Here is a 26780-nt window from a genome sequence, read left to right on the forward strand (position 1 = left end):
TGGCCTTTTGCGAGTCGTCCATATGAGCAGAATGATCCGCTTCGGCCTTTACTGCAATGACGTAGGCCTCAACTTCACTAGGATGTGTAGGCAGCGGAATGTATGAATCGTCGTCGCCGTGATTATGCCCGTTGTCGACGGTGTCGTCGTGCCCTGTATGGTCGTCGCCACCATTATCGACGGTGTCGTCATGTCCTGTATGGTCGTCGCCACCATTATCGACGGTGTCGTCATGGCCTGTATGGTCGTCGCCACCATTATCGACGGTGTCGTCATGGCCTGTATGGTCATCACCGCCATTATCGACGGTATCGTCATGTCCTGTATGGTCGTCGCCACCATTATCGACGGTATCGTCATGTCCTGTGTGGTCGTCGCCGCCGTTATCGACGGTGTCGTCATGGCCTGTGTGGTCATCACCGCCATTATCGACGGTATCGTCGTGCCCGGTGTGGTCGTCGCCAGTCCCGTCGGTGTGGTCACCGTGGTCGTGATCGTCACTGGATCCGATATGCGACAGGTTGTCAGAACCGATCAGCTCTCTCTGACCGCCTGAATCGGGCCCTTGCCACTCAAGCTGCAGGGTCTGCGTGCCGCGGTTTTCGATATAGCGAATCTCGATCTCATGCGAGCCGGCTTCGAGCGTGATCCACCTGGCGGTTGTCCGGGGGTCGTTTGAATCCGAATGTTTGTTGAAAAGGACGCGCTTGCCGTCAACATAGACTGCTGCAGTATCGTCCGAAGACAAGTACAGTTTATACCGGCCGCCTTCTTCCACGTTCAGATGTCCGCTGTAGCGCGCAGCGAAGTGGTTGATCGCGCCATCTTCCCAGAAAGACTCACGGGTGCGGTAATAGCTCAGGTCGTCGACGTCTTCGACCGTGTCCGGGGTCTCGTTGAAATTGACCCGGCCCAGCGAAGTCGTCTCTTTCGACAGGATGAAATACTCGGCCTTGAGGCCCGCAACCTCCACACCTTGGTCGTCATCGTGACCGTCCATACCATCATGCAAGCCGCCGCGGGCATCCTCATGATCGTCGCGGTCAGCATGATCGCTGTCCGCCGGCGCATTCTTCTTTTGCGCGGCTTTCCTGACAGCTTCTTGATGTCTTTTCATCAGCGCGGCGATGTTGTTTTGGAAAATCCAGACGCTTGGGAATTGCCCGAGGAAGGAATCATTCTGGAATCCAGGAAAAAACAACTGGAATACCCCATTCTGGAGGTTTCTCATCGCGGACTTCTCCCGTGTTTCATACCCATCTTGGTCAATCCTTCTTTCACATTCTGGACATTTTTGAGGCCAACGCGCGGCAATATAGGGCCAGCACAATTGATACTCAGTTACGGAAAACCTTCACATTTGAACCAAAACAGAATAATTTTCGCGCGGCGAATTGCCTTGCGAAAACAATCACTTGTACATCACAACAAAACGCGCGGCTTGAGTGAGTTTCAAACCGCAAAGCGACGGGCATTCAGAACTGCGTGGACTGCCGCCACCTCAACGAGTGGATTCGCACCACCTCTTTTCTGCCGCGGACCCTAAGGCTGTTCATGATTCCGGGACAATTCAGAAACCGGAAACAACCATAAGTTGGCATTTTCCTGCTGAAACGGCTCTTTGGGATGGGGGTTTCCCGCCAATCGCTGCCGACTATACCAATGGTCAGGTTTTAATCCGGAAACCCGGCGCGGGTTGTCAGATGTTAAAGCAGAACTCGTCCTTGCTTAGGAAGGCCGATAGCCTGTCGCGCTGTGATTTCAGGAACACCGGAGAGTTCTGCAGCGCGGGTGACTGCAGCATTGCCTCATCTATCTGGATCATGCTGGGCAGTTCGGCCCGCGCCATCGGATCTTCCTGCGGAATGATGGTTGAGCCACGCAGCACGTGGAACAATCCCTGGCGGGTACCGACAAGATGATTGGGCACCCGGTTTGTGGATGTGTCTGCAGACATTCAGTTAACGGCCTTCTTTGAGCCCGATGTGAGCGTTTCGGGAATCATTAAAGAACAGTTAATGCGGGCTAAAAAATGGCAGGTTAGGTTCAATATTCTGAACGGGCTGGGTCCGCCGTCACATGGATCGCATGGCAAGGATTGTCGGACCCGTCGGCAAGAAAGCTCAGTTCCGGGACGCGAGGGCGTCCTGATAGATTTCGAGAATCCGATCGATTTTCTTTTCCCAGTCAAATTCGTGCTTGATCTTGTGTCTGCCTGCCTCGCCCATACCATACCTTGCTTGTGGGTCATTGGCCAAGTCAGAAATTGCCTGGGCCAGCCGATCGGCGAAACTATGTCGAGGCACGGGATGAACAAGAATGCCACAGCTGGAATCCAGGTAATCTGCGGGCCCGCCCCAGTCCGCGGCAATGACCGGTTTGCCAAGGCTCATCGCCTCCAGCACCACGGCACCGCCGCATTCTCGTAAAGAGTTCAGCAACAGCGCGTCGGATCTTGCCAGAATCTGCGCACATTCCTCTTGCCGGAGGAATCCGTGAAAGGTGACATGCGCGCTCAGCCCCAGCTCCGCGACCAGATTTTCAAGATCCGGCCGTTCGGGACCGTCGCCCATGATCTGCAAACTGACATCCAGGCCGTTGTCGCGCGCCAGCCGTATCGCCCTGAGCGAAACGTCCAGCGCCTTCAGCGGGATCAGCCGGCCCATGAAGACCAGGCGCAGCACGCCCGGTTCGCGCGAGGCCTCGACCGTATCCGGGCTTTGCCATATCGACAGGTCAACGCCGTTCTCGGTCAGGGTGATGACCCGCGAACGATCGTCGAATGGCAACCCGTCGCGGGTCCGATCGTTGGCCACAAGCAACACATCGGCCCGGCGCTTGCCGGGAATCACCACATTCACCAGCTTGGCCATCATTCGTCCCAGCGGGATCAGCATCCGGGCAATCCGGTTTTCATATTCCTCGTAACCTTCGGGGTAATCCATGTTGCCGTTCATCGGCCCGATCACCACGGGCACCCCAAGGCCGTAGATGCGCGAGGGGGCACGGGGCGATACGGGGATGGGCTGATGGATCAGGTCGACCTTCCCTTCGGCCAGCAGCTTGCGGATCAGGCGTTTCTGATAGACCTCGTTGACCTGGTTCACCAGGTTGCCGATCAGTGGGGTGCGGATCGCGTCGGGCAGGCGCCTACCCGCCTTCCAGATCCAGCGATGGTACCGGCTGTCCTCGATGTAATGAATATCGTCCCGATAATCGCTGAGCGCTTCCTCAAGATCGGCGCGGTTGCGGGCATGGGCAATCAGGCTGGCGCCCAGGCCCCGCTGTCTGAGGATCTGAAAATACTTCAACGGCAGAAATGCCTCGCCGCCCATGCGCGAGGAGGCGTTCGGCGCCACGATCAGGACATTGGGACCAGATGGTTTGTTCATGCTTCCGTTCCGCGCCGCGTGGCCAATAGCAAATGACCGACCCAAAAACCACCAGACCCACACCACGCCACGGCAGGGACATTTCTCTTGCCGCGGATACTATCCGCCGTGCCTTCAATGACAAGCAAATTGGCGAATGCCGTGCGCGCCCGTCGCTGCCGGGCAGAATTCGCCACCTGAGGCAGGACACACTCGAAATCTCTTCTTTTTTGGTGCCAGTTGAAACATAACAGTGCCACAAATGCGGTGTTTCTGGCGGCATGGAACAAGAAATGCGCAGGCAGCCCGGCGCAGGACGATATTGAACAAAGGCCATATTGATGAGTAACCCCCTGAGGACCGTCGCTGTCGAAGGCAAGAACACGCTTGGTTTTCTGGATCATGTTTTCAGGCTCTACGATGAGGGGCAGCTTTTTACTGTGCAGCGGCCCGGGTTGGACCTGACACGCTATCGGGGCCTGGAGGTGACCGAGACCCTGAGCGCGGGCAGCGATCTGGGCTGGGGCCGGCAGCGCTTTACCCCCGGCACATCGGATGCGCCGGCGCAGATCCTCTTTTCCTCCGGCACCGAGAGCCTGCCGAAGCCGATTGTACTCAGCCAGCGCAACATCTCGGATGTGGTAGAGCGGCTGAATGACGCGATGGCGCTGGATGACAGCGTCCGCGAATATGTCGGCGTGCCGGCCACATATTCCTTTGGCCTTGGCCGGATCCGCGCGGTGTCAGCCGTGGGGGGGCAGTATTACCTGCCCGCACGTTTCGATCCGATCGAGATCCGCGAGATGCTGGAACGCGGCGAGATCAACGCCATTTCCGCGGTGCCGACGCTGTGGCGGGTGATCCTGTCGGCGCCCGATGCGATCGGCCAGGCGGGCGAGGCGGTGCGCTGGATCGAGATTGGCAGCCAATACATGTCCGGCCCCGAAAAACTGGCGCTCAGGCAGCTTTTTCCGAAGGCCCGGATCGTGCAGCACTATGGCCTGACCGAGGCCTCGCGCACGACCTTCCTGGATATCGGCCAGAGCCCTGCCGACGCGCTGGAAAGCGTGGGCGCGGCAACCAGCCCGGCGGAAACCATGATCGGCCGCGAGGACGAGATCTGCATTCGCGGTGACCACGTGGCGCTGGGCCTGTTGCAGGAGGATGGGCAGGTTGCGCCGCTGACGGACAAGGATGGCTGGCTTCATACCAAGGACAAGGGCCGGATCGAAAACGGGATGCTCTTCTACGAGGGGCGTCTGGACGATCAGATGAACATCGCCGGGGTAAACCTGAACGCCGATAACCTTGAACAGGAGATCATCCGCATCTGCGGCGGCAGCGGCCAGATCGGCGTGACCCGCACCGATGATCCGCTGCGGGGCGATGCGGTGTTGATTGCCATCCGACGCGACGCGATGGACCGCGCAGCGATGGTGGAAAAGGCCGCCGAGATCGCGATGGCCAAGGCAGGGGTCAATCAGCCCGGCGGCGTGAACATATTTGCCGTCGACGACATCCCCGTGACCGGAACCGGCAAGGTCCAGCGCAGGAAAATCCAGGAAATCTACCTGGCGCAAAAGGACAACGCGAACGAGAGAGCCGCCAGCGTCCCAAATGCCGAGCTTTCCGAGGCGGAACAGCACGTGGCGGATGCGTGGCGCAAGGTGGTCGGCCCGGTGGCCATCCGCCCCGGTGACAGTTTCTACGATACGGGCGGCGATTCGCTGAGCGCGGTTCAGATCGGACTGGTGATGGAGAAGGAATTCAACCGTGCCGCCGTGCGGGCCACGCTGGAAGGTCAGACGCTGCGCGATGTCGCCGCCCTGCGGGATGAACCGGTTGCCGATGCCAGGACTGCCCCGTCGCAGCTGCCCGAACGGACGGCGCGGACCTGGTCGATCAACGTCACCCGCGGGCTGATGGTGCTGGCCGTGCTGCTGTCCCATTGGGGGCCGGGATTTTTCAAGCGTTTGGGCATCGGTGATCTGGCAAGCAATTACCTGGGATGGATCTACGTGATGGGCACCGAGGGCTTTGCGGTGATTTTCGGCATTGGCCTGGCGATCTTTTTCCTGCCCGGTTACGCCCTGAACAAACCCGCGGTGCGCAAGCGATTGCGCCTGTCCTTCTGGCTGGTGCTGTCCGGACTGACGATCATGGCGGTCTTTCACCTCACCCATTTCGCGCTGCGGGGCGATACAATCACCGGCCTCGGGGTCGCGTTGTCCTTCTACAATATCCTGGCCTATTACGTGCTGGCCTTTCTGACGGCGCGGTACTGGCTGGATTACCTGAGCGCGGGTGACAACGTGATCTTTCGCGCGCTTCTGGTCTGTGTGCTGGGAATGCCGGTCTACTGGCTGGCAACGATCGTGGCACCCGGCCGGTTGGACAGCATCCTGGAATGGCCCCGCCTGATGGCGGTCGCGGGCTACAGCTATTTCAAGATATCCGCCTTTGTCTTTGCCGGCATCGCGGCGGGCCACTGGTACGGCCAGCAGGCAGACAGCCAGAAGGCCAGCCGCGTCTTTGCGCTGGGCGGCGCGTTTGGCATGGCCTTCGCGATGATCGTCGGTGCGGATGCTCTTCCCGAGGCGGCCTTCGTCACGCGGGGATCGCCGTTCTTCACCAGCCTGATCGGGTTTGTGTTCTATTTCTTCCTGGTGATCTTCCTTGTAGGCGGGTTCGAAATCCTGCTGCGTGGCTGGACGGGGCTGGGGCGGGTCACGCGAGGTATCTTGCAGGTGATGATCGTGATCGGCGGTTTGGCCCTGCCGATCTATGCGTTTCACGGCGTGGTCATCCCAGCCAAGGACATCCTGAAAATTCTTGGTCTGCCGGGCGCGATCGCCCTGCTCATTCCGCTTACGGCCTTCCTGGCGCTGATGGGCTATTCCGGCTGGCGTCTGCGGCGGATGTATTTCGGCTGATCAGGACGCGCCGCGGATCAGCTCCAACAACCGGGCCGCGTTCTTGCGCACGTCGTGCCGGTCAATCACCCGGGCGCGCCCCTCGATCCCTTTTGCCTTGAGATCGGCGGGTTCGGCGGCAAGCGCCTCTTGTATCGCGCGGGCAATGTCATCGACCGAACCCGCCGGTATGATCCATCCGCAGCCCTCATCGACCAGTTCAGGAATACCGGCGATATAGGTCGAAATCGCCGGCCGACCCAGGGCCAGCGCCTCCATGATCACCACCGGCAGCCCTTCGGCGAAACTGGGCAGCAGCAGCGCGCGGGCGCGGCCCAGCTCGGCGCGGACGGTCTGGTTGTCCTGCCAGCCCATGAGCGTCACGTTCCCGGCAATGCCGTGCCGGGCAATCGCCGCCTCAACCTCGGCCCGGCTTTCGCCGTCGCCGATCAGGGTCACGCGAACCCCCGGATGATCCCTGGCGACGCGGGCCACCGCGTCGACCACCAGCGTCTGCGCCTTTTGCGGACACAGCCGCCCAACCGAGACGAAGGGCGCGGTGTCATCGAAAGGTGCCTCGCTGGGGGCAAATTCTTCCACGTCGATGCCGCAACCGACGATATGCAGCCGATCCCAGAATTCCATGCCTGCCGCGCGCGCCAGCTGCACCTTGCAGAAATGGGAAATGGCGATGACGAACCGCGCTTCGGCCACTTTCAGCCCCAGTGACGACCGGCCCCAATCGACAAATTCATCCGGCCCGTGCGCGGTAAAGCTGTAGCCCGGCCCGCCCAGCCGTTTCGACAACATCGCCACGGCGGCGGAGTTGGTGGAGAAATGCGTATGCAGATGACGTATCCCGTCGGCAGTGGCGCGACGTTTCAGCGAGACCGCCTCGAGCAAGTAGGCGACATGCGGCACGAACCCGCGCCCGGCATTGCGCCAGAGCCGCCACCAGGCCTTGAGCGCACGGGCCATTCCGGCCGGGTTAGAGACCAGTTCCTTGCCAAAATCGCCCAGCAACCCGCCCAGGCGACCCACCAGCAGATAAAAGGTGATGTCCTGTTCCGCCTTGTCCTGCGCATCCACCAGCGCCTCGGACCAGGGGCGGATGGCATAGCGTTTGACATCGACCCCCTGTTCCTCGATCGCGTGAATCTCGCGCCGGATGAAGGTGGTGGAGGTCATCGGATAGGCATTCATCAGATAGCCGATACGCATCAGGTCACGTCCCCTTGATCTGTTGACGCGCCTCGGCCAGCACGCCCTGGGTGTTCAGCGACAATTCCAGCGGCACCAGCGCGCTTTCGCTGAGGCCCTGGCGGATCAGGTCGCGGAAATGGGTCAGCATCGGTGCATATTGATCCGCCCCGTGCGGCAGGAACTGCGCCGCGCTGGCATCCTTCAGCCGCTTGAGCTTGCGCAGCACGCGGTTGGCCTTGAGCCTGTCCTTCAGGCCGGCAGAGGGCACATGTATCCCGTCCGAAGGCGCGCCACTCTCGGGCGTCATCTGCTGACCGAGGAAAGATTCCGAGCCCACCACCGGCGCCCCCAGCTGCATGGACCCATGCGTGCAGGACAGCGTGGCGGTGTTCGACATCAGCGCGTTCAGGGACACGGAAATCTGCGACGTCGCGCCGGAATAATGTTCAAGGTTGATGTCGGTCGTCAGATCGACGCCATCGCCGTTCAGCTGCGCACTGGCCTGGACCCGGTTGACCGGCCCCAGCAGGTGCAGCGCCAGAGACACGCCATAGACCCCGCGATCCAGCAGCGCGCCGCCATCCGTGGGATCGAACAGCGATGGGTAGGCCTGTGGCGTGACCGGGTAACCGAAGGAAAACTGCAGCTGCACCGCTTTGCCGTAGCTCTGACTGTTCAGACCCTCGGAGAGGCGGCGATAGGTCGGCAGCGCCAGACACCAGAGGTTTTCCAGCAGCAGGATCTTCGCCCCGCGCGCGGCATCGGTCAGGCGGGTCGCATCCTCGATACCGGTGGCCAGCGGCTTTTCCAGCAGGGTCGGTTTGCCGGCCTCGATCGCCGCCAGCGCGTCGGCAGTGTGATTGCCGCTGCGTCCGCAGATATAGACCGCATCCACATCCGCGTTTCCGGCCAGTTCCGCGGCGGAGGCACAATTGTGGGGGATGCCGAACGCCTCTGCGAAGGCGCGGGCGCGCTCGCCTGATCCCGATGCAACGCCCTGCACGGCAAACTCAGGCACGGTTGCCAGCGCCTGCATCATGCGTGAGGCCATGCGCCCGGTGCCGACAATCCCCAACTTGATCTGGTCCGCCATCACCACCTCATCCCAATCTCTGCGCCCAGGGCATCGGCTCCACCGGATCGCAGCGCGTGGTCATCCGCTGGGCGCCACCGGTTTCGCCCGCCCCCTGGATGGCAAGCGTCACCTCGGTCAGGTGCAGCGCCAGGTCGATGGACATCCGGCAGGGGCGGCCATCGCGGATCGCCTCTGCCATCTCGGTTACGCCCAGCGCGAAATTCATCGAGGCAGAGCCCCACCGGCCGACCTTGGGGTGGGTTTCTCCGGCCAGTTTCAGCCGCCGGGCAAGAGGCGATTCCATCAACCGGCGGCGCAGGTTGAACCGGCGGCGAAACCGCACCTTTGCGGCATTGTTCCATGCCTCGTCCAGCTCGATCACGCCGCGATCCCCGACAAGCCGCAGCGAATGGTTATGCGGCCCGATGATGGTACAGGTCAGCCGCGCCACGACGCCGCAGTCGAAGAACAGGGTCGCAACCGAGAAATCCGGCGCTGGATCATCCACCGGCAGCAGGTCGCTGACCTGCCGCGCCGAGGCCGCCACAACCGTGCGGACCGAGCCGAAGATCGCAATCAGCCAGGTCAGGTAATAACCCGCATGTTCCAACGTGCAGCCGACCTCGAATTCATCTCCCGCCGGCCAGGGCGCACCGCTTTCGCTGATCCAATCGGCATAGCGCGCCTGGGGGATGAACCCGTCATCCAGCTCGGCATAGATCGCGCGGATCGGGCCTGCCACATCCGCGCGGATGGCGGCCCCCACGGTCTGCGCCGCCTCGCCCAGAAAGCTGCAGGGCGCCGAGGCCAGCATCAGCCCTTTCTTGCGCGCCAGATCGCAGAGAGCCTGCGCGTCCGACACGTTCATCGCCAGCGGTTTTTCGGTGTAGACATGGCAGCCAGCCTCAAGCCCCGCGCGCCCGACCTCGTAGTGCGATGCGGGGTTGGTGAGGTTCAGCAATATGCCACCGGGACCGATCGCCGCCAGCAACGCCTCCGACGTCGCAAAGGCGGGCTGATCCCAGTGGGCACAGAATTGCGACAGCCGCTCGGGCCGGCGGTCATGGGCGCCGATCAGTTCGAAATCGGTGCCCAGAGCGAATGACCGCATGTACAAATCGGCCACAAACCCGGTTCCAATGATGCCAACCTTGATCATAGGGGTGTCCTGCCGGTCTCTCTTGTCAGCAATGTGGCCCGATTGGGGAATTCAACCATCTCTGGGCTCTCTGGTGCCGTCCGCGGGCGGATTTGTCCATGGCAATCCGTTCTGGCGGGCCGCATTGGGCGGCCGTATGTGACGCGGGGCCAACAGAAATCACCGTTTCACCCGCGATGCGGCTTGATTGTCGACAAATGCCCCAAGAAACGGGTAACGGTCTGAAAAGGGCACGAGGAACGGGCAAATCCATGGCAGCGGCGGCGGATCAGGACAATCAGGAGCGCGAGACAGCCCTGATCAACGTGATCATCGCGGCGCGCAACGAAGAGGCCTATATTGGCGCGTGCCTGGAATCGCTGTTGGGCCAATCGGACGATGCCGGTGCGGTCGAGACCATTCTGGCCGCAAACGCCTGCACCGACCGGACGGTCGAGGTTGCCCGCGCCTATTCGGACCGGTTCGCGGCGCGTGGCTGGACACTGAACATCGTCGAGGTGCCCGAGCCCGGCAAGGTCAACGCGCTGAACGCGGCGGACCAGCTGGCGGCGGGTCGTGCGCTGGTGTTTCTGGACGCCGATGTGCGGCTTGATCCCGATCTGCTGGCACAGTTGCGCGACGTTCTGATGACCGACCGTCCCCTATATGCCACGGGCCGTTTGCAGGTGGCCCCGGCGCGCAGCTGGGTGACGCGGCAATATGCCAGGCTCTGGGTCCAGCTGCCATTTGTCAAAGGTGGTGCGGTTGGCGCGGGCCTCTTTGCGCTTAACCGCGCGGGGCGGGACCGCTGGGCAGAGTTTCCCGCGATCATTTCCGACGATACCTTCGTGCGGCTCCAGTTCACCCCCGGCGAACGCATCGAAGTGACCGCGCGCTATCACTGGCCGATGGTCGAAGGTTTCGCCAACCTGGTGCGGGTGCGGCGCCGTCAGGATGACGGGGTGCGCGAAATCCAACGCCTCTACCCCGAGATCATGGACCGCGAGGCCAAGGCGCCGGTCACGGGCGCGGACCTGATCGGGTTGCTGCTGAAAATGCCGGTGCCGTTCGCCGTCTATGCGCTGGTGCATGTCGCGGTGCGGTTGCGCCGTTCGCGCGATGGCTGGGACAGGGGGCGCTAGCGCATGGAAAGGCACGTGATCCTGACCCTTGGCCGCAGCGGCAGCAACACGCTATGCGACATGCTGAACCAGAACCCCGCGGTGCTGAATTTCGGCGAGGTACTGGGCGAGTGGAACGCGGTACGGAAACTGCAGCGCAGGCTGCCGCTGATCCCGCAAGGCGACGAGGCGTTTCTGGACTGGGTGCTGTATTCCGGGGCATTTCTGCGCATGGTCAATGCCGTCCGGTCGCTGCGCAAGACGCTTGCGGGTCAGCGCGGCGCCGCCAAGCCGATACGCGATATCCAGAGCTGGGGGATCAAGGATTTCTCGCTCAATTTCACCCGCTTCGGCCTGTCGGATTACCTGGATAACCGCGCCGATCTGAAAGTGATCGGTTTGCTGCGGCAGGACGTGGTGGACCGGATGATCTCGAACGCGATGCTGGGGGCGACAGGGGTCATCAAGACGACCAGTGCCCGCAGCGGAGGGCGCAAGACCCTGCGGATCGAACCCACCCAAGTCGCTGCACTTTTGGCCGATATAGAGACTGAAAACACCGAGCTGGAGGCGATGCTGGGCCGTCTGCCGGAAGCGCGCAAGCTGGTCATCCGCTATGAAGACCTGTTTTCCGACCCTGAGTTGCGGCATCAGACGATGGCCGCGATCTTCGCCTTTCTGGGGGTCGAACCGGTGCGCACCGAAGAAAGGATGGTCAAGATCATCCGCAGGCCGGTCAAAGAGGTGATCGAGAATTTCGATGAATGCGTGGCGGCGGTGCGCGGGACACCGCACGAAGAGCTGCTGCAGCGGGCGGCGGCACGCGGCGCGACCTGAGCTACTTGTACTCCACCAGCCCGCGCGGCCGCCCCAGCAGGCGGCGCAGCCAGTATTCCATCACGCCGGTCATCTCGGCGAATTTGCCGACCACCAGCAGCACCGCTCTTTCCCACGCGGCGCTATCCCGCCCGTCGCGCAGCGCCAGGCGAACGATCTGCGCCGGATAGATCAGAAAGAGCAACAGTGCCTTGGGCGAAAAGAGCCATGCCAACAGCACAATCAGCAGCGGGATCAGCAGGCCCCAATAGATCGCCTTGCGGGTTTCGCGTACCCAATGCCGCTCGGGCGGCAACCCGTGCAGCGCGGCGCCTTCGGCAAAGGCGTGGCCGGCCCGATGGGTACGTTTCCAGAACTGCGCGAAACGGGTCATGTCGGCGTCATGCAGGGTCATTTCGTGATCCAGCCGCCAGATCTGCCAGCGCCAGGCGCGCAGCCGCACGCAAAGCTCGGGCTCTTCCCCGGCGATAAGCGACGGGTCGAAACCGTCCACGTCCTTCAGCGCCTGCACCCGCATCAGGGCATCACCGCCGCAGGAGTTAACCATGCCGATCGGCGTATCCCATTCCCAGTCGCAAAGCCGGTTGTAGATGGATTTTTCGGGGAAGCGTTCGCGCCTGCGTCCAAAGGCGACAGCCGCGTCGGAATGCTGGATCAGAAACGCGCTGGCGGTGGCAACCCAACCCTCCTGCAGCTCGCAATCGCCGTCGATGAACTGCACGAAATCCACGTCGCGCCCGGCGGTCAGCGCCTCCAGCCCGGCATTGCGCGCCCGTGCGGCGGTAAAGGGCCGGGTCATGTCCAGTTCGACCACATCGGCCCCGGCCATGCGGGCCCGTTCGACGCTGCCATCGTCGGACCCGGAATCGACATAGACGATATGCGATACCTGCTTGCCGACAGAGACAAGGCACAGGCCCAGGCGGTCGCCTTCGTTCCGGCCGATGATGACCGCGCCTATGACCGGTTCCCTATCCATGGGCAACAAACGGATAGCTGGCGTGCAGGTCATCCCGGTCCGGGAACAATGCGCGCAGGTGCTCGAAATCGCGGGCAAAGACGGTCTGAAGCTCGGCCCTTATCGCGCCCGGCAGTTCAGGCCTGTCCTGCATCTGGCGTTTCTTCTTCAATCGGTCACGTATCGACTGCGGCACCAGCGTCCGACGCAGCGCTGCGGCGACCGGGTTGCCGAAAACCAGCCAGTGCAGCGGGAATTTTCTGATGCGGTCGGCCGAGACATTGACCCGCGCATGCGCGTCCGACCAGACCGGCCGTTGATCGTAGCCCAGAAAACCACAGACCTGTTCCAGCACCTGCTGCGGCTGCGCCTTCATCGTCTCAAGGTTGAGGACCAGCACGTTTTCGGCGCCAAAAGCATGGATATAAGGGGCGATCTGTTCGGCGTAGCAACCGTAGGACACAAGTTCCGGGTGGGCGGCAAATGCCTCTTCGATGTCCGACGACATCACCCCCATCGTCCATTCATGAATGTAATGCGATACCGCCCGTGCGACCGGATCGCGGATCAGGTAGATAATTTTCGGGGCCTCCAGCATCTGTTGCATCCGTGGCAGGGCATCGGGATGCAGGGGGCTCTTGGTGTAATGCGTGCTGGCTTCGCCCCTGATGTCACCCGGGGCGGCCGGGGAGAAGAGATCCCGATACCATTCCGCACCGCGGGCAAAGACGTCGTCATCCGAAAAGAAGTTGGGTTCCTTCGGCGTGGTCATGAAAATACCGGGCTGCGCATCCAGCTGGGCCGCCAATGTGCTGGTGCCGCATTTCATGGCGCCGACGATAATGAAATCCGGTAGTGCCATAGCCTAATTCTTCGACTGGCGGCTGTCGCCAAGCGGTGAAAAGAAGTTGATCCAGATATCGCGATATTCCTGTTGATTGCTCGGTGGTACTTTCTTACCAGCTAACACGCGCATAAGGGCAATCGCACGTCCGAAAAACCACGTGAGGTTGGCAAGCAATAATCCGCCGGTGCCGTACATCTGGTACAGTACGCGCGTGCGCGAGGCGTAATAGTAGGCGGGCAAACGCTTTTTCGCCTTTGCCAGCGACTTGACCGGCCCGCTGCCGCCACGGAAATGAATGGCCCTGGCCTGGGGGACGTAGCGGATGCGCCATCCCGCTTGACGCGCGCGCCAGCAATATTCGACATCCTCGAAATAGAGGAAATACCCCTCGTCCATCGGTCCCAGCTGACGGGTCATCTTGGCGCGCAACAGGATACAGGCGAAACTGGCCCACTCCACCTGATCCGGTTCCGGCGGCATCTCCAGCGCGACGCGGCGATGTGCCAGCAGCTGCGCGACAGGTCTGCTCTCGGCGCCCCGGATCAGCTCACTCAGCGGCGACATGAACCGGAAACAGCTGATCTGCTGGCCGCCATCGTCATAGTCGATCCTTGGCGAGAAGAACCCCATAGCGGGCTCGGCATCCGCAGCGCTGAGGATCTGGTCGATGAAACCCGGCAACAAGACCGCATCGGAATTGAGTATAAGGTAGTATTCAGCGGGCATTGCGCCCATGCCCTGGTTATGCCCGCCCGAGAATCCGCTGTTTGTCGCGGACTGAACCAGGTGCACGCGATCGCCGTGATCGTTCTCGGTGATCCATGTGGAAATGCGCTCGACCGAGCCGTCATCCGATCGGTTGTCCACGATCACCACGTGGCCATCCACACCGCCGAGGCAATCCAGAACGGATTGCGTGCATTGGATGGTCAGATCGGCCGTCTTGTAGTTGATGACCGAAACCACGATTCTGGCGATCCGGGCAGGTGTGGCAGGTGGTATCGTCAATGTTCCAGGTTCCAGGTGACAGCGGGCCAGAGTCACGTCTTCATGCGTCAAAGCGGGGGCCAATCCAACCGCTGATTTCACATTTCGCTAACAGAGGGAAACAATAGCGCCGATCGTGCTACATTGTTGGGAAAGGCTGTTGCAATCGGGTTTTTTTGCGCGTCAAACCCGGCTTAGTGGTTTCTTGCGGAATACAAAATAGATACTACGGCAGCAAAATAAGTTACTGTTTCTTCTATGGCGTCTCAATTAGCACATCTTGTTCTGTTCGGCTGGCCGCTTGTGGTTTTCTTCATTTTCCGGCGGTTCGATCGGCCCACGGCCCTGTGCATATCGGTCGTGGCCGGTTATCTGCTGGTCCCGCAATTTGTCGGTTTCGACCTGCCGCTCGTGCCACCTTATGACAAGCAACTGGTGGTCAATGTCTGGGCGGCGGTGATGTGCCTCCTTGTGGGTGTAGCGAACCTGCAGAAGCAGAACGCGGGAATGACACGTGCGCAGCCGGCAGCGGGCGCGGCGGGCAAGGATCCTGCTGCCGATGGCCGCTTTGTCGTGCGGCGCGGGCGGCTCCTGTTCTGGTCGTTGCTTGCGCTGATGTTCGGTGCCACCATGATCACCGCCACGAACAACAGTGAACCGCTGATCCGCGGTACCCGGTTCCTGTCGGGCCTGCGCCCTTACGACGTCCTGTCGATCGACCTGGCGCTGCTGATCACGATCACCCCCTTTCTGCTGGCGCGGCGGTACCTTGCGACCCCTGAATCGCACGTCATATTGCTGAAGGTCTTTGTCGTTGGCTGCCTGCTCTACTCGGTGCTGGCCCTGTGGGAAATCCGGATGAGCCCGCAGCTCAACAAGCAATTCTACGGGTTCAGCACGCACAAGTTCGCACAGGCGGTCCGGGGTGACAGCTATCGTCCCATCGTCTTTATGAACCACGGTCTTTGGTTGGCAATCCTGCTGTGCATGTCTTCGATTGCGGCGATGGCCCTCTGGCGGGAAAAACTGAAATCGTCCGATGCCGCCAAATGGTTCCTGGCGTCGATTTATCTGCTGGTCATACTGTTCCTGTGCAGCTCGCTGGGCGCCCTGATAATCCTCGTTTTGCTGTTGCCTCTGGTGTTCCTCTTCGGCCCGGGGATGCAGCTGTTTCTGGCGGCGCTCGTGTCGGTCATTATCCTGCTCTATCCGATGCTGCGTGGCTCGGGTCTTGTGCCGACCCAGGCGATCTACAACGCCACCGCCCAGATTGACGCCAAGCGCGCGGAGTCGCTCTTGTACCGGTTTGACAACGAAGACGAGCTTCTGGCCCATGCGAACAGAAAGCCGCTGGCCGGATGGGGCACTTGGGGCCGGAACAGGGTCTTTAACGAGAAGGGCGGCGATATCGCCGCGACCGACGGATACTGGGTCATCGTCGTCGGCGTTTATGGCTGGCTGGGCTATATCGCGCAGTTCGGCCTGATGGGGATCGCAACGATTCTGCTGGCCCTGAACCGAAGGCGATTGCGTGTCACCCCGGCGACGGCAGGGCTGGCCATGGTCATGGCGGCGGCGTTGATCGACCTCATCCCCAACGCCACCACGTCGCCGGTGGTATGGATGATGGCCGGCGCGCTGATGGGCCGGTATCAGACCGCCGAGGCGGTCGCCAGGGAAACCAATGTCCGAAAGGCGGCCGCGGACCGGGGCCAGCGGCGCAGCGACCCGGCCGAAGCAGCGGACGGGCCCGGCCAGGTGGTACAAAAGCACCCCCCGCGCGGCGGGCGGGACAGGCCCTTGCATCAGCGGCGCCCACGTGAAGGATGACAATCGTTACAACCTCAACAATGCGATCCGCCTTGGGCGGTGATCGCGACCCCGGGACAAAGGCAGGGTAATGGCGGTGCAGACCTCTGGCATTCTTGAATTCGGACCATCCGTATGCCCCGAACACCATCTGATCACCGCCCGGTCCCACCTGATCGACCGGATCGTCGCCGCCTGCGAGATCATCCGCCTGCCGGAGAAACAGGTCGGCGGTGGCCGTCTGGAATATGCCCGGAAACAGCATGCCGCCGCGCCGCCGGACACCGGAAAACGCGGTCTGATGCCGTTCCGGAAACCGGCCGAAACCAAGACACTGCGCGATACCGTATTCTTTGATTTCCGGTTGAGAAACCCGCAGAACTGGGCGCATTTCCTCAACAACCACCTGCCCATCTGTTTTGCGCTAATGGACCGGACCGGCCTGACGCCCGCCGAGGTCACGCTGATCCTGCCCGCGCGGACACCGGGCTATATCGTCAAGGCCGCCGAATTTTTTGGTTTTAATGCCTTGCCAAGCGACGCCACGATCAGCGGCGACGCCGTGACATTTGCCTCCGAGCCCTGGATCGGAATTCGTTCGGTGCGCGAAGAATGGGCCAGCTTGCCGCGCGTCCGGGAAATACTGGCCCAGCAGAAGATTCACGACGCGGCGCCCGCGGACCAGCCGGAAAAAGTCTTTCTCTCGCGCAGGGGCACCCGCAATCTGGAGAATGAAGCGGAGGTCGAGGCATATCTTGCCGCGCGCGGATATGTGACGATCTATCCCGAAGACCTGCCCGTTGCCGAGCAATTGCGCCTGTTTGAACATGCGCATAGCATGGTCGCGATCCACGGCGCGGGGCTTGCGCCGCTTTTGTACCTTTCGGATGCGGCAAGGCTGAAACAGCTGGTCGAGATCTTTCCCTGCGGCCACATGACGGATGTATTCCGGGTGATGGCGCATCAGGTCGGCTGTAACTGGATCGGTGTGCGTGGCAAGATCAAGCCCGAACATATCGCGCCGGCCTATGATCTGGACAAGCCGTTTCTGGAATATTCCCTGCAATCGTTCGAGGTGGATCTTGCCTCGCTCGAACTGGCGTTCGAGATGATCTGATGAAGGAGCTGCTTGGGTGACGAAAAGAAAAGTGTTTTGCATCGGGTTTCACAAGACGGGCACCTCCTCGTTGGGTGTTGCCCTGGAAAAGCTGGGCTATCGGGTGACCGGCTACTACCCGTTCCGGGAGCTGGCGCAACAGGACGAGGTGGCGCTGCCCGAGCTGGAGAAGCTGGCCATAGAGGTCGCCGCCGACTACGACGCCGCACAGGACAGCCCCTGGCCCATTCTTTACCGGCAGATGGACAAGGCGTTTCCCGGCAGCCGCTTTATCCACATCACCCGCGACCGCGATGCCTGGATCAACAGCGCGCTCAAGGATTTCGACACGAACCCCAACGCCATGCGCAAGCTGATCTATGGCGCCCCGTATCCGCGCCACAACGAGGCAATCTGGCTGGAACGCTATGACCAGCACAACAGCGACGTGAAGGCGTATTTCAAGGACCGGCCCGATGATTTCATCTCGCTCGATCTGGAAAAGGGCGAGGTCAACTGGGAAAACATCTGCAGCTTTCTGGGTGAACCGGTGCCAACCATTCCCTGGCCGCACGCCAACCGGCGTGGCATCAAGAAGCAAAAGATGCTGCTCTACAAGGTACTGGAAACACTGGGCCTCAAGAGCCCCTGAGCGCCGGTAAACCCGCATTTGGCCCAATTGAGAAAGTTCTTGCCCAAATTGGCGGCAATCGGCCCGGTTCCGCCAAAATGGTGTTATTCCTTACTTCTGCCCCGTAGATTTTTCGCTTAAAGAACACGCAGTTATCGAATCCTGACAAAAGGCCCGAGATTTTCACCGCTACGCACCGTCCCCGTCAAACTAAAGACACAAAAAAACGGCACCTAGCATCCAATCAATTCACCTCACGAGCGTTTATGAGCACAAAAGTAAAAATTGCCGTTGTCGGTCTGGGAAAGATGGGCCTGTCGCATTTCGCGCTGGTCAATGCGCATCCCGATACGGAAACCTATGCCTGCGATGCGACCGGCTTCATGGTCGATGTCCTCAGCAAGAACATCCCGGCGAAGATCTACAAGAACTACGACGAGATGCTGGAGACGCAGCCGCTGGATGCGGTGGTGATCGCCACGCCCTCGCGGCTGCACGCGCCGATGGTACGCGCGGCGCTGGAAAAGGGCATTCATGTTTTCTGCGAAAAGCCGTTCTGCCTGGACTCCGCGGATGCCGAGGCGCTGGCCGATCTGGCCGATAGCAAGGGTCTGATCAACCAGGTCGGCTATCACAACCGCTATGTCGGTGCCTTCCGCAAGATGAAAGAGATCGTCGATGCCGGCGGGCTGGGCCGGATCACCCATGTGCTGGCCGAAGCTTATGGCCCGGTTGTCCTGCGTGCCAAACGCCAGACCTGGCGCACGCAGAAGACCGAGGGCGGCGGATGCCTCTATGACTACGCCGCGCATCCGCTGAACCTGCTGAACTGGATGTTCGGCGCGCCAGAACGGGTCAGCGGATCGGTTTTGAACTCGGTCTTTTCCGAGGGGATCGACGACGAAGTGTTCAGCACGCTGCAATTTCCCGATGGTCCCACCGCGCAGCTTTCGGTCAACTGGAGCGACGAATCGCACCGCAAGATGACCACCAAGATCAGCCTGATCGGCACCAATGGCCGCGTGAATGTCGACCGGCAGGAGTGCCAGGTCTACCTGCGCGAGCCCGTCGCCGCCCTGCCCGGCTATAGCAAGGGCTGGACCGTCAAATACACGACCGAGCTGACCGAAGACCCGTGGTTCTATCTGCGCGGCGAGGAATATTCCAACCAGATCGACGATTTCATCCAGGCGGTGCGCGATGGCCGCAAGTCGGCTGGCGAGAACGATTTCCGTTCCGCCGCGATGACCGACCGGTCACTGGCGATGATCCTTGACGACAGTGACGGCGTGACCCCTGCGAAACCGCAGGCAACAGACAAGCAACCGGCGCGGAAACGCGGCTGGTTCGGGCGGTCATGACAATGGGGAATGAGACCAAGATGGACCGTTTGCTGTTCGGGGATAACCAGTTTTTCGGCATCAACCACATGTCCGAGGAGAAGGCGCGCGCGCAGGCGATGCGTTTCCAGGAAACCAGTGCCATCATGGATGTGCTGGATACCGCCTACGCCGAGGGTATCAAGACCTTCATGTGCACCACCCATGACCGGATCGCCGAGATCTGCGAGATCGTGCGCGCGCACCCGGATCGTTACCCGGATTTCACCTTTTACCCCTGCATGCCCTATGCCCATAAATACGCCAATGCAGTCACCGATTACGGGATGCTGGGCGCGATCTCGCATTTCATGCCCGAAGACGGGTTCTTCAAGACCGCGCTCACCGGCGGCAAGGCGCTGGCGACCAAGGATGTGGACGGCATCGCCAAGGTTCTGATCGACGCCGAGATGAAGATGTTCAAGGGGCTGAAGACGCCCGTGATCTTCATGCAGAACGTGTTTACCGACCTGTTGCTTGGCATGGGCTTTACCGGTGCGTTCCGGGTGTTCCACGATCATATCCGCGAAAAATACAACGCCGAACCCGCCTTCATCACCATGAACATGCCGCTGCTGGTGGACACGCTCGAAGAGATCGGCATCACCAACCCGGTTGTCTGTTCCAACATCAACAAGCTGGGGTTCCGCATGTGCGGCGGGCTGGATGCCTACGTCAAAACCCTCGAAAGCGGCCGGGTGCGCGCGATCGCCATGTCGGTCTATGCCTCCGGGGCGATCTCGGCCGAAGAGGCGATCTCGTGGATTTCCGGGCTGCCGAATGTCGAATCGATCGTTTTTGGTGCCTCGAGCGCGGGCAATATTCGCAATACATGTGACCTAGTTAATCAGTATATGTGGAAGGAGTGAGAGATGGAGGGTGGTTTTATCGCCGCGCAGGATGACAGCATGATCGCGCCCGGGGGTGACAGCGCCACACGCGAGGTCGGCTATAAGAAAGTGCCTCTGCTCAACGCCTTTGTGCATGATGTAACGATGGATGAGGTCGTCCGCGACTTCAACGAGGGGCTGATGCTGACGCTGCATGTCGACATGATCATGAAGCTGCAGCAGGATCCGGAATTCTACGAGATCTTCAGGAAATTCGACCTGATCACCTGTGACAGCCAGATCATGTATTTCGCCACGAAATTCATGGGTACGCCGGTCAAGGAACGGGTGTCGGGCTCGGATTACTTCCCCAAGTTCTACATGCACCACAAGGACAACCCGGATGTCACCGTGTTCATGTGCGGGGGCAAGCCGGGGATTGCCGACATCGCGGCGGAAAAGATCAACGCCAAGGTGGGGCGTGAATTCATCTGCGGCACCTATGCGCCCAGCTTTGACTATGACCAGAAACCCGACGAGATCGAGCATATGATCGACCTCATCAACAGCTCGGGCGCGACGGTCCTGCTGGTCGGCCTGGGCGGCGGCCGTCAGGAAAAGTTCATCGTCAACCACCGGGACCGCCTGCCGAACGTGAAACTCTTCCTGCCTCTGGGTGGCACGATCGACTACGAGGCGGGAACGTTCAAACGCCCGCCCGCCTGGATCACCGAGGCCGGGTTCGAATGGCTCTATCGTCTGCTCAAGGAGCCGAAACAGCGGTGGCACCGCTATATCGTGCACGAACCGCCCTTCCTGTGGAAAATCCTGCTGCAGCGCCTGGGACTCTATCGCGACCCTTTCGCCAAGAAGTAGCGCCGCATTCCCGTCCAGCGATGCCGGATGGCACGACGGGCGCGTCCACCCGGTTCAGGTGTTCCGGGCGACGATCATGTATTGCTTTTCAAAGAACGCCCGGAAGATTCCGAAGGTGAACAGATTTGTCCATTTGTGCCACCGGGCCTTGGATTGCCTGCCCGTCACCTTCTCGACCGTCAACCCCGACGATTCCATTAACTGGATCGCGGATTCGCGGGTGAACCACCGCAGATGGGTCCGGTCACGGATACCGCTGTCCCTGAGCTCGAACTTGCCCTTGAGGACAAGCGGGCCAACCAGGTTCACATGGCGCATGTTGGGAATGCTGGCGACGATCACGCCGTTCGGGGACAGGCCCTTGTGCAGGGCGGCAATGACGTCCCATGGCTCGCGCAGATGTTCCAGCACGTCAAGGCACAGAACGCAGTCAAACGGGCCCTCTTCGTCAATGATCTGCTGAACGAAGGCCGGGTCGTCGAGGTTGCCGGCAAAGGCCCGGTCCACATCCGGATCATGGTTGTCGGCGACCAGGTCGGTCAGCACGACATATTCGGCCCTGCCCATCCGCTTGAGCTCGGAACTGGTGCCGCCAAAGCCGCCGCCGATATCGAGCAGTTTCTTGTTGTCCATCGGCACGAATGGAAAAATTTCATCTCTGATCAATCCGTAATACCGGTCCGACATTCGCCAAATTCCTTACTGTTTCAAAATGGTGCCATTACCCCTGATGCACCGGTTCTTGTGGCAAGAATAGGTCATACGAACACCATTGGCAGGTTTTGGCTAAACGGCGGGGGATTTTTCCCCGATGCGTGTTCCACGCACACCAGTTTCCTGCCGGCGCGGATTGCCTGCAGTTTTCAGAACCAGAAATCCAGCGGCTTATCGTGCCGTCTGAGGAACAACTCGGCATCGCTTTGGATTTCCGGCATCACCTTCTGCAGCAACGCGTCGTTCCAGACAATGTCTGCCTTGACCTCGTTGCTGATGCTCTTTTTCAGCAGCAGCTTGATGCGATCCGGCACAAGGGGTTTGAGCCGCTCAAAACTCCGAAATGCGCGCAGCTTTTTCATCAGCGGCGGATCGACGATTTTCTCATCCCTGGTGTTTCGGGCCTTTCGGGCCACGTAGACCGACGGATCGTCATCCACGTCGAGAAACCGCAACAGGGCCGAAAGCGTCTCTGGTTTTCTGGCCAGGTAATCTTCGAAAAAGACGACATGAACGCTCTCGGGCGAAAAAGCCTGGGACAGAATTTGATAGTTCTTTTCGTACAGACTGCCTTCGAGCAGGTTCCATTCGAACAGCGCGCGTTCGAAACTCAGAGATTTCCGGCCGTTTGCCAGTTCCTGCACATATTCCGATTCCAGACGTTTCAGCGGGCTGCGCGCCATGTAGATGATGCGCGCATCCGGGATATGTTCCAGAATTCTCTCAACGGTCAGCTTCGTCTTGCCCCGCACGCTGTATTCAGGCGATGCCTCCATGACGATTTTCTGGCCGGTCGGGCGGAACAGTGACTTGTAGTAATCGATGCCCTTGTCGTAGTTGAACGAAAAGAAATGCGTTTCTTTTGCCGGGTAGAGGTAGATATCGGGGTGGATTTCCAGATCACGGCACAGGCTGGTCGTCCCCGCTTTTGCGGCCCCGACCAGGATCGTGTTGGGTAGTGTTGCCACCTTGTCCTCCGCCGTACCGACCTTCGATTGGAGAAGTGACAAACAGGCCCGTAATTCAGTCCGGCGGCCCCATGTCAAACAGGGTCTGGGCTGCCTTTGTAATTTGCTTGTTGTCAATCACCGCACGAAAACTCGGATCGTTACTACTGCTTCGCCAGCGATCAAAGACCCCGGCCCTGACATCGGCACCCTGGGTCTGATACCCGTCAAAAGAGCTGCCATGTCCATATAACGGTACATCATCCAGACCTGTGCTGCCATCCTGAATGCGCAGCCGGCCCGCCAGATCTTGACGATAGGCGGGATCGCTCACCAACGGGTTGTAGAGGATCGGCACCACCGGCATCTCGCCAAACACAGGGACCGGGTTCAGCGCCAGCGCCGAATGGTCGGTGTAGAGTTCCTGCTGCCGCCGGATATCCGTATCGGTTGCAAACCGTTCCGGCCATTTTTTCAGGCGGCTGGCAAAGAGGTTGTAGGGATCGCGCAGGATCACGCCGGACTGGATATGCGCGTCATGCCGCGCGGCACGGTCCGCCAAGAATTCGGGCAAGGGCCCGTTCATGATTTCCGACGGTTTCAGATCCTCATAGCTGAGAATGATCTTGGGCCGCGTATTGGGAAAACGCAGACGGAACTCGCGCATGCCGACATCGAAGGGGTGCGCCGTCTGCCGGATGTTGTTGTAGAACACGGCTGATCCCGGCACCTGCCCGAGGATCCAGTTGATCGCCAGGTGATTGCCCGAACGCCGCATCCCGAAAAGCACCAGGATGTCATAGGACCGCCCGGCGGAAATCAGACGCTCGGTCAGGGTGCAGCCAAGCCTGATCAGGCCGGGTTTGAACGGGCGGGCGATTCGCCTTAGCCCGGCAAGGCGCCGGCGCTTGGGCTGCGGTTTCGAATTCATGCGGCGACACCTCGTACGGCGCCAGGCGCGCGCACTGGTCCGCTGCTATTCATTTGCCGCCATTCTGCGGAACGTGTCGCTGTTTGCGACCAGCTCATCGAATGTCCCGGCCGAGGCCAGGCGGCCTTCTTCAAGCAGGAATATCTGGTCGCAGTTTCTGACCGTACTCAGCCGGTGGGCGATCATGATGATGGTCTTGTCGTTCTGGATATTCTGCACGGCTTCCATCACGGCGCTTTCCGTCAAGTTGTCGAGCGCCGCCGTCGCCTCGTCCAGAATCAGCAGCGAGGGATCGTGGTATAGCGCCCGCGCGATCCCGATCCGCTGCCGCTGGCCTCCGGACAGGCGCACACCGCGTTCGCCGACGATCGTGTCATACTGGTCGGATAACTCGTTCATCACAAAGTCATGCAGCACGGCGGTCTTCGCCGCGCGCTCCACGGCGGCCATGTCGATCGCGTCACGGGGCACGCCAAAGGCGATGTTCTGCGCAATCGAGGCATCGGTCAGGTAGATGCTCTGCGGTACATATCCCAATGACCGACGCCAGGCGTGCATGTTGTCGCGATCAAGGGTCACGCCATCCACCTGAATGTCACCGCTGTCGGGCCGCAACAGGCCCAGGATCAGGTCTGCCACCGTGGTCTTGCCGGATCCGGTGCCACCAACGATGCCGATCGTCGAAAAGGCCGGGAATGTCAGGCTGAGGCTGTTGACAGCGGGCTTGTTGGCCTTGGCATAGCTGAAAACGATGTCGCGCAGGGCAATCTCGCGTTCCAATGGCAGCTTGTCGGTGCCGTCCGCATTGGTTGGCGCGTCGGCCTGGTGTTTCACCGCATCGGCATAATCCTCGTGAATATGATCGAGAACGGGTTTGGCATTCCGGATCTGGGACATGGCGCTGTAGATCTGTTGCAGCGCCGGCAGCAGTCGCATCACCGAAATCGCAAAGACGCCAAGGATTGGAATGGCGGTGGTAATGTCGCCCGAGTTCCTGAAGATCATGAACAGGATAACCGACAACAGCACCGCGAAGGTCAGCGCTTCGAGCGCGAAACGCGGAAGCTGATTGATGACCTGTGCCAGCGCGACGCTGCGAGCCAGACGTTTTGCCGGTTTCCGGAAGCTGGTGACGTAGCTTTCCTCGAGCCCCATCAGCTTGACCTCCTTGAAGCCGCCGGTTGCTTCCTGGGTCAGGCGGAACCGTTCCTGGTTCGCGGCTAGAATCTGCTCTCCCAACACCAGTAGCTTTACCCGCAGCTTGGCGTAGATCGCCGCATAGGCGCCCCCCAGCAGCAGCGCCGATACGATCGCGACACCGGGATCGACGATCACCAGGAAACAGATGATGGTTACCGCCAGAATCACGTTCGACAACAGCCGGCTGCCGGGGATCACGATCTGGTTGATCAGGTTCTGAACCTCGCCCAGCACGCTTTTTGACACGTCCGCGCTGTTGCGCTCCAGAAACCATGTATAGGGCTGGTGAAGATAGGCCTGCAAAAGCCGGCTGGACAGCGTGAAGCCGCGCATGGTGGAAAACCGGATGATCGCGTAATTGCCCCCCGCCTTGATGATCAGGCTGACCATCAGAATGACCAGGACGATGCTGGCCATGAAGACCTGGAAATAGAACGTGTCCGAAAATCCGAGAAACTCGTAAACCCGGTTCAGATATTCGTTTTCAAAGATGGCAGATGGGTTCGACAGGACCCGCAGCAGGATCAGGAAGGTGGAAATGCCGGAAACTTCGGCAAAGGCGACGAAGACCATCAGGCAAACAAGCACGTAGAACCGCCGCCGCTCACGCTCGTCAAACAGCGCCATCAGTTTCTTGAAAACATCAATCATTCGCGAATCTCATACTCCGAACGCTTTTTGGTCTGCCTCAAAGGCGGCGATAGGGCAAATCCTTGGCACTATGGTGTTGTCATGCACGGCGTCGACACCGATCAACCCCAGCCTTTTCACACTATATCGGCGTTTTGCCAATAGCTCCGCCCGGCTTGGTAAATATCCAACGGTTTCGGCCCGAAGACACGCTGTTTCCGCGTTGCCGCTTGACTGGACGAGGCTCATATATTCTACACCGGACCTATCCGCGTGCTAGAAATTGGTGCGTGCGGGCAAATTCGTTGGTCAATTTTACAAGCCGGGCTGGTGAGAGAAAGCATTGAGTGCCGTGACATCACAAACTTCGACTGCCAGCTATATACCGCTTCTTCGCCGGGGTGTTTCGGAGGCTTTCAAGGGCACTTCCCTGAGAGAACGCTGGCTCAAGGCCCGCATGTTCGCCGCGGGTATCCGGCATCGCGAGGCGTTGACGCGGATTAGGAACGCGCCGCAGGATTCCGCCCTGCGCATGGCGCTGGACGCGCGGGCGCAGATGCTGGGGCTTCTGATCTGGCCCTACCAATGCGCAAGCTGGGATACCGACAAGCGACTGGAGCGGTTTCAGGCGCACTATGCCGAGATCGACAGGATCGGCGCGCCGCTCAAGTTTGGTCTGGACGAAAAGCTGGTCCTGGCAAATCTGGATGCGCAATATCCCGGTTTGCGCGTCGTGCTGTACCAGCCGTTATGGCTGATGCGCGAAGGCGGGCTGACGATCAGCCTCTTCAACGAGGACACGCTGATATTCGCCCTGACCTTTTCCCTGTACAGCGATGCGGATGGCGACCGCTGCGCCCTGATCGGGGGCTGCCAGGGCCGCAATGTCGACGGGATTCTTGATGTCTACCGGGATCTGACGAAAGCGCTGCACGGATTGCGGCCGCGTGATTTCCTGATGGAATGTTTCGGCATCCTGTGCCGCATCATCGACGTGCGCCACGCCTATGCGGTCAGTGACCGGGAACGCCACCGGCGGCATCCCTTTTTCAACCAGACGGGCGATTTTCCGCAGGATTACGATATCCCCTGGCAGGAACGGGGCGGTGTTCTGGAGCCGAATGGCCTCTACAAGTTCCCGCAAGACCCGGTGCGCAAGACGCTGGACGAGATCAAGCCGAAAAAGCGGTCGCTCTATCGAAAGAGATTCGCGTTTCTGGATGAGCTGGAGCCAAGGATCGCAGAGGAATTTCCAACACTTAAACCCATTAAGTTCAAAGATTTATAG

The 26780-nt window shown here is 60.3% G+C and carries 23 protein-coding genes; 10 read left to right on the forward strand and 13 right to left on the reverse strand.

Annotation, left to right across the window (positions count from 1 at the left end):
• The 3 genes from AAFO92_RS20655 to AAFO92_RS20665 form a co-directional block, all read right to left on the reverse strand.
• On the reverse strand, nt 1-1231 hold a 1231-nt coding region (locus AAFO92_RS20655), incomplete at its 3' end, for a PA14 domain-containing protein (protein WP_347538488.1).
• Between the two features lie 468 nt (nt 1232-1699).
• Entirely contained in the window at nt 1700-1957 is a 258-nt protein-coding gene (locus AAFO92_RS20660) for a hypothetical protein (RefSeq protein ID WP_347538490.1), read from the reverse strand.
• Nucleotides 1958-2123: 166 nt separating this feature from the next.
• A complete protein-coding gene (locus tag AAFO92_RS20665; protein ID WP_347538492.1) occupies nt 2124-3392 on the reverse strand; it encodes a glycosyltransferase family 4 protein in 1269 nt (422 codons plus the stop codon).
• A gap of 320 nt (nt 3393-3712) precedes the next feature.
• On the opposite strand from AAFO92_RS20665, the gene AAFO92_RS20670 reads away from it, so the two are divergent.
• On the forward strand, nt 3713-6304 hold the full coding sequence (locus AAFO92_RS20670) for an AMP-binding protein (protein ID WP_347538494.1): 2592 nt from the start codon (nt 3713-3715) through the stop codon (nt 6302-6304).
• On the opposite strand, the gene AAFO92_RS20675 is transcribed toward AAFO92_RS20670, so the two are convergent.
• From AAFO92_RS20675 to AAFO92_RS20685, 3 genes are read right to left on the reverse strand one after another with little or no spacing between them, the layout of a single operon-like run.
• Nucleotides 6305-7504 (reverse strand): glycosyltransferase family 4 protein, encoded by a 1200-nt coding sequence (locus tag AAFO92_RS20675; RefSeq protein ID WP_347538496.1) that lies wholly within the window; start codon nt 7502-7504, stop codon nt 6305-6307.
• A gap of 4 nt (nt 7505-7508) precedes the next feature.
• On the reverse strand, nt 7509-8579 hold the full coding sequence (locus tag AAFO92_RS20680) for a Gfo/Idh/MocA family oxidoreductase (protein ID WP_347538498.1): 1071 nt from the start codon (nt 8577-8579) through the stop codon (nt 7509-7511).
• 7 nt (nt 8580-8586) lie between these two features.
• Nucleotides 8587-9720, reverse strand: coding sequence for a Gfo/Idh/MocA family oxidoreductase (locus tag AAFO92_RS20685; protein ID WP_347538500.1), 1134 nt, complete (start codon nt 9718-9720; stop codon nt 8587-8589).
• A 251-nt stretch (nt 9721-9971) separates the two neighbouring features.
• On the opposite strand from AAFO92_RS20685, the gene AAFO92_RS20690 reads away from it, so the two are divergent.
• Both AAFO92_RS20690 and AAFO92_RS20695 read left to right on the forward strand, forming a co-directional pair.
• Entirely contained in the window at nt 9972-10841 is an 870-nt protein-coding gene (locus AAFO92_RS20690; protein WP_347538502.1) for a glycosyltransferase family 2 protein, read from the forward strand.
• A gap of 3 nt (nt 10842-10844) precedes the next feature.
• Complete coding sequence (locus tag AAFO92_RS20695; protein ID WP_347538504.1) at nt 10845-11657, forward strand: sulfotransferase; 813 nt, start codon at nt 10845-10847, stop codon at nt 11655-11657.
• Nucleotide 11658: 1 nt separating this feature from the next.
• Here AAFO92_RS20695 and AAFO92_RS20700 read toward each other — a convergent pair whose 3' ends face one another.
• From AAFO92_RS20700 to AAFO92_RS20710, 3 genes are read right to left on the reverse strand one after another with little or no spacing between them, the layout of a single operon-like run.
• Entirely contained in the window at nt 11659-12636 is a 978-nt protein-coding gene (locus AAFO92_RS20700; protein WP_347538506.1) for a glycosyltransferase family A protein, read from the reverse strand.
• Complete coding sequence (locus AAFO92_RS20705; RefSeq protein ID WP_347538508.1) at nt 12629-13477, reverse strand: sulfotransferase domain-containing protein; 849 nt, start codon at nt 13475-13477, stop codon at nt 12629-12631. The genes AAFO92_RS20700 and AAFO92_RS20705 overlap by 8 nt, the downstream gene beginning before the upstream one ends.
• Nucleotides 13478-13480: 3 nt before the next feature.
• Entirely contained in the window at nt 13481-14470 is a 990-nt protein-coding gene (locus AAFO92_RS20710; RefSeq protein WP_347538510.1) for a glycosyltransferase family 2 protein, read from the reverse strand.
• 237 nt (nt 14471-14707) lie between these two features.
• Here AAFO92_RS20710 and AAFO92_RS20715 point away from each other — a divergent pair, with 237 nt between their 5' ends.
• The 6 genes from AAFO92_RS20715 to AAFO92_RS20740 all read left to right on the forward strand — a co-directional run bounded on the left by AAFO92_RS20715 (nt 14708) and on the right by AAFO92_RS20740 (nt 21070).
• Entirely contained in the window at nt 14708-16279 is a 1572-nt protein-coding gene (locus tag AAFO92_RS20715; protein WP_347538512.1) for a hypothetical protein, read from the forward strand.
• Nucleotides 16280-16349: 70 nt separating this feature from the next.
• Nucleotides 16350-17375, forward strand: a complete 1026-nt coding sequence (locus tag AAFO92_RS20720) for a glycosyltransferase 61 family protein (protein ID WP_347538514.1) — start codon at nt 16350-16352, stop codon at nt 17373-17375.
• A 16-nt stretch (nt 17376-17391) separates the two neighbouring features.
• On the forward strand, nt 17392-18006 hold the full coding sequence (locus tag AAFO92_RS20725; protein ID WP_347538516.1) for a sulfotransferase family protein: 615 nt from the start codon (nt 17392-17394) through the stop codon (nt 18004-18006).
• A 245-nt stretch (nt 18007-18251) separates the two neighbouring features.
• Entirely contained in the window at nt 18252-19346 is a 1095-nt protein-coding gene (locus AAFO92_RS20730) for a Gfo/Idh/MocA family oxidoreductase (protein ID WP_347538518.1), read from the forward strand.
• 20 nt (nt 19347-19366) lie between these two features.
• Nucleotides 19367-20233 carry a hypothetical protein gene (locus tag AAFO92_RS20735; RefSeq protein ID WP_347538520.1) on the forward strand — a complete coding sequence of 289 codons (867 nt, stop codon included), beginning with the start codon at nt 19367-19369 and terminating at the stop codon, nt 20231-20233.
• 3 nt (nt 20234-20236) lie between these two features.
• Nucleotides 20237-21070 carry a WecB/TagA/CpsF family glycosyltransferase gene (locus tag AAFO92_RS20740; RefSeq protein WP_347538522.1) on the forward strand — a complete coding sequence of 278 codons (834 nt, stop codon included), beginning with the start codon at nt 20237-20239 and terminating at the stop codon, nt 21068-21070.
• A gap of 54 nt (nt 21071-21124) precedes the next feature.
• On the opposite strand, the gene AAFO92_RS20745 is transcribed toward AAFO92_RS20740, so the two are convergent.
• The 4 genes from AAFO92_RS20745 to AAFO92_RS20760 all read right to left on the reverse strand — a co-directional run bounded on the left by AAFO92_RS20745 (nt 21125) and on the right by AAFO92_RS20760 (nt 25513).
• Nucleotides 21125-21757: a class I SAM-dependent methyltransferase gene (locus AAFO92_RS20745; protein WP_347538524.1), complete on the reverse strand. Its 633-nt coding sequence runs from the start codon at nt 21755-21757 to the stop codon at nt 21125-21127.
• Between the two features lie 176 nt (nt 21758-21933).
• Nucleotides 21934-22752, reverse strand: coding sequence for a sulfotransferase (locus tag AAFO92_RS20750; RefSeq protein ID WP_347538526.1), 819 nt, complete (start codon nt 22750-22752; stop codon nt 21934-21936).
• Between the two features lie 55 nt (nt 22753-22807).
• Complete coding sequence (locus AAFO92_RS20755) at nt 22808-23662, reverse strand: hypothetical protein (protein WP_347538528.1); 855 nt, start codon at nt 23660-23662, stop codon at nt 22808-22810.
• Nucleotides 23663-23707: 45 nt separating this feature from the next.
• Nucleotides 23708-25513 carry an ABC transporter ATP-binding protein gene (locus AAFO92_RS20760; protein ID WP_347538530.1) on the reverse strand — a complete coding sequence of 602 codons (1806 nt, stop codon included), beginning with the start codon at nt 25511-25513 and terminating at the stop codon, nt 23708-23710.
• 331 nt (nt 25514-25844) lie between these two features.
• Here AAFO92_RS20760 and AAFO92_RS20765 point away from each other — a divergent pair, with 331 nt between their 5' ends.
• A complete protein-coding gene (locus tag AAFO92_RS20765; protein WP_347538532.1) occupies nt 25845-26780 on the forward strand; it encodes a DUF535 family protein in 936 nt (311 codons plus the stop codon).

This window comes from Roseovarius sp. CAU 1744, from assembly GCF_039839345.1.
Lineage (GTDB): Bacteria > Pseudomonadota > Alphaproteobacteria > Rhodobacterales > Rhodobacteraceae > Roseovarius.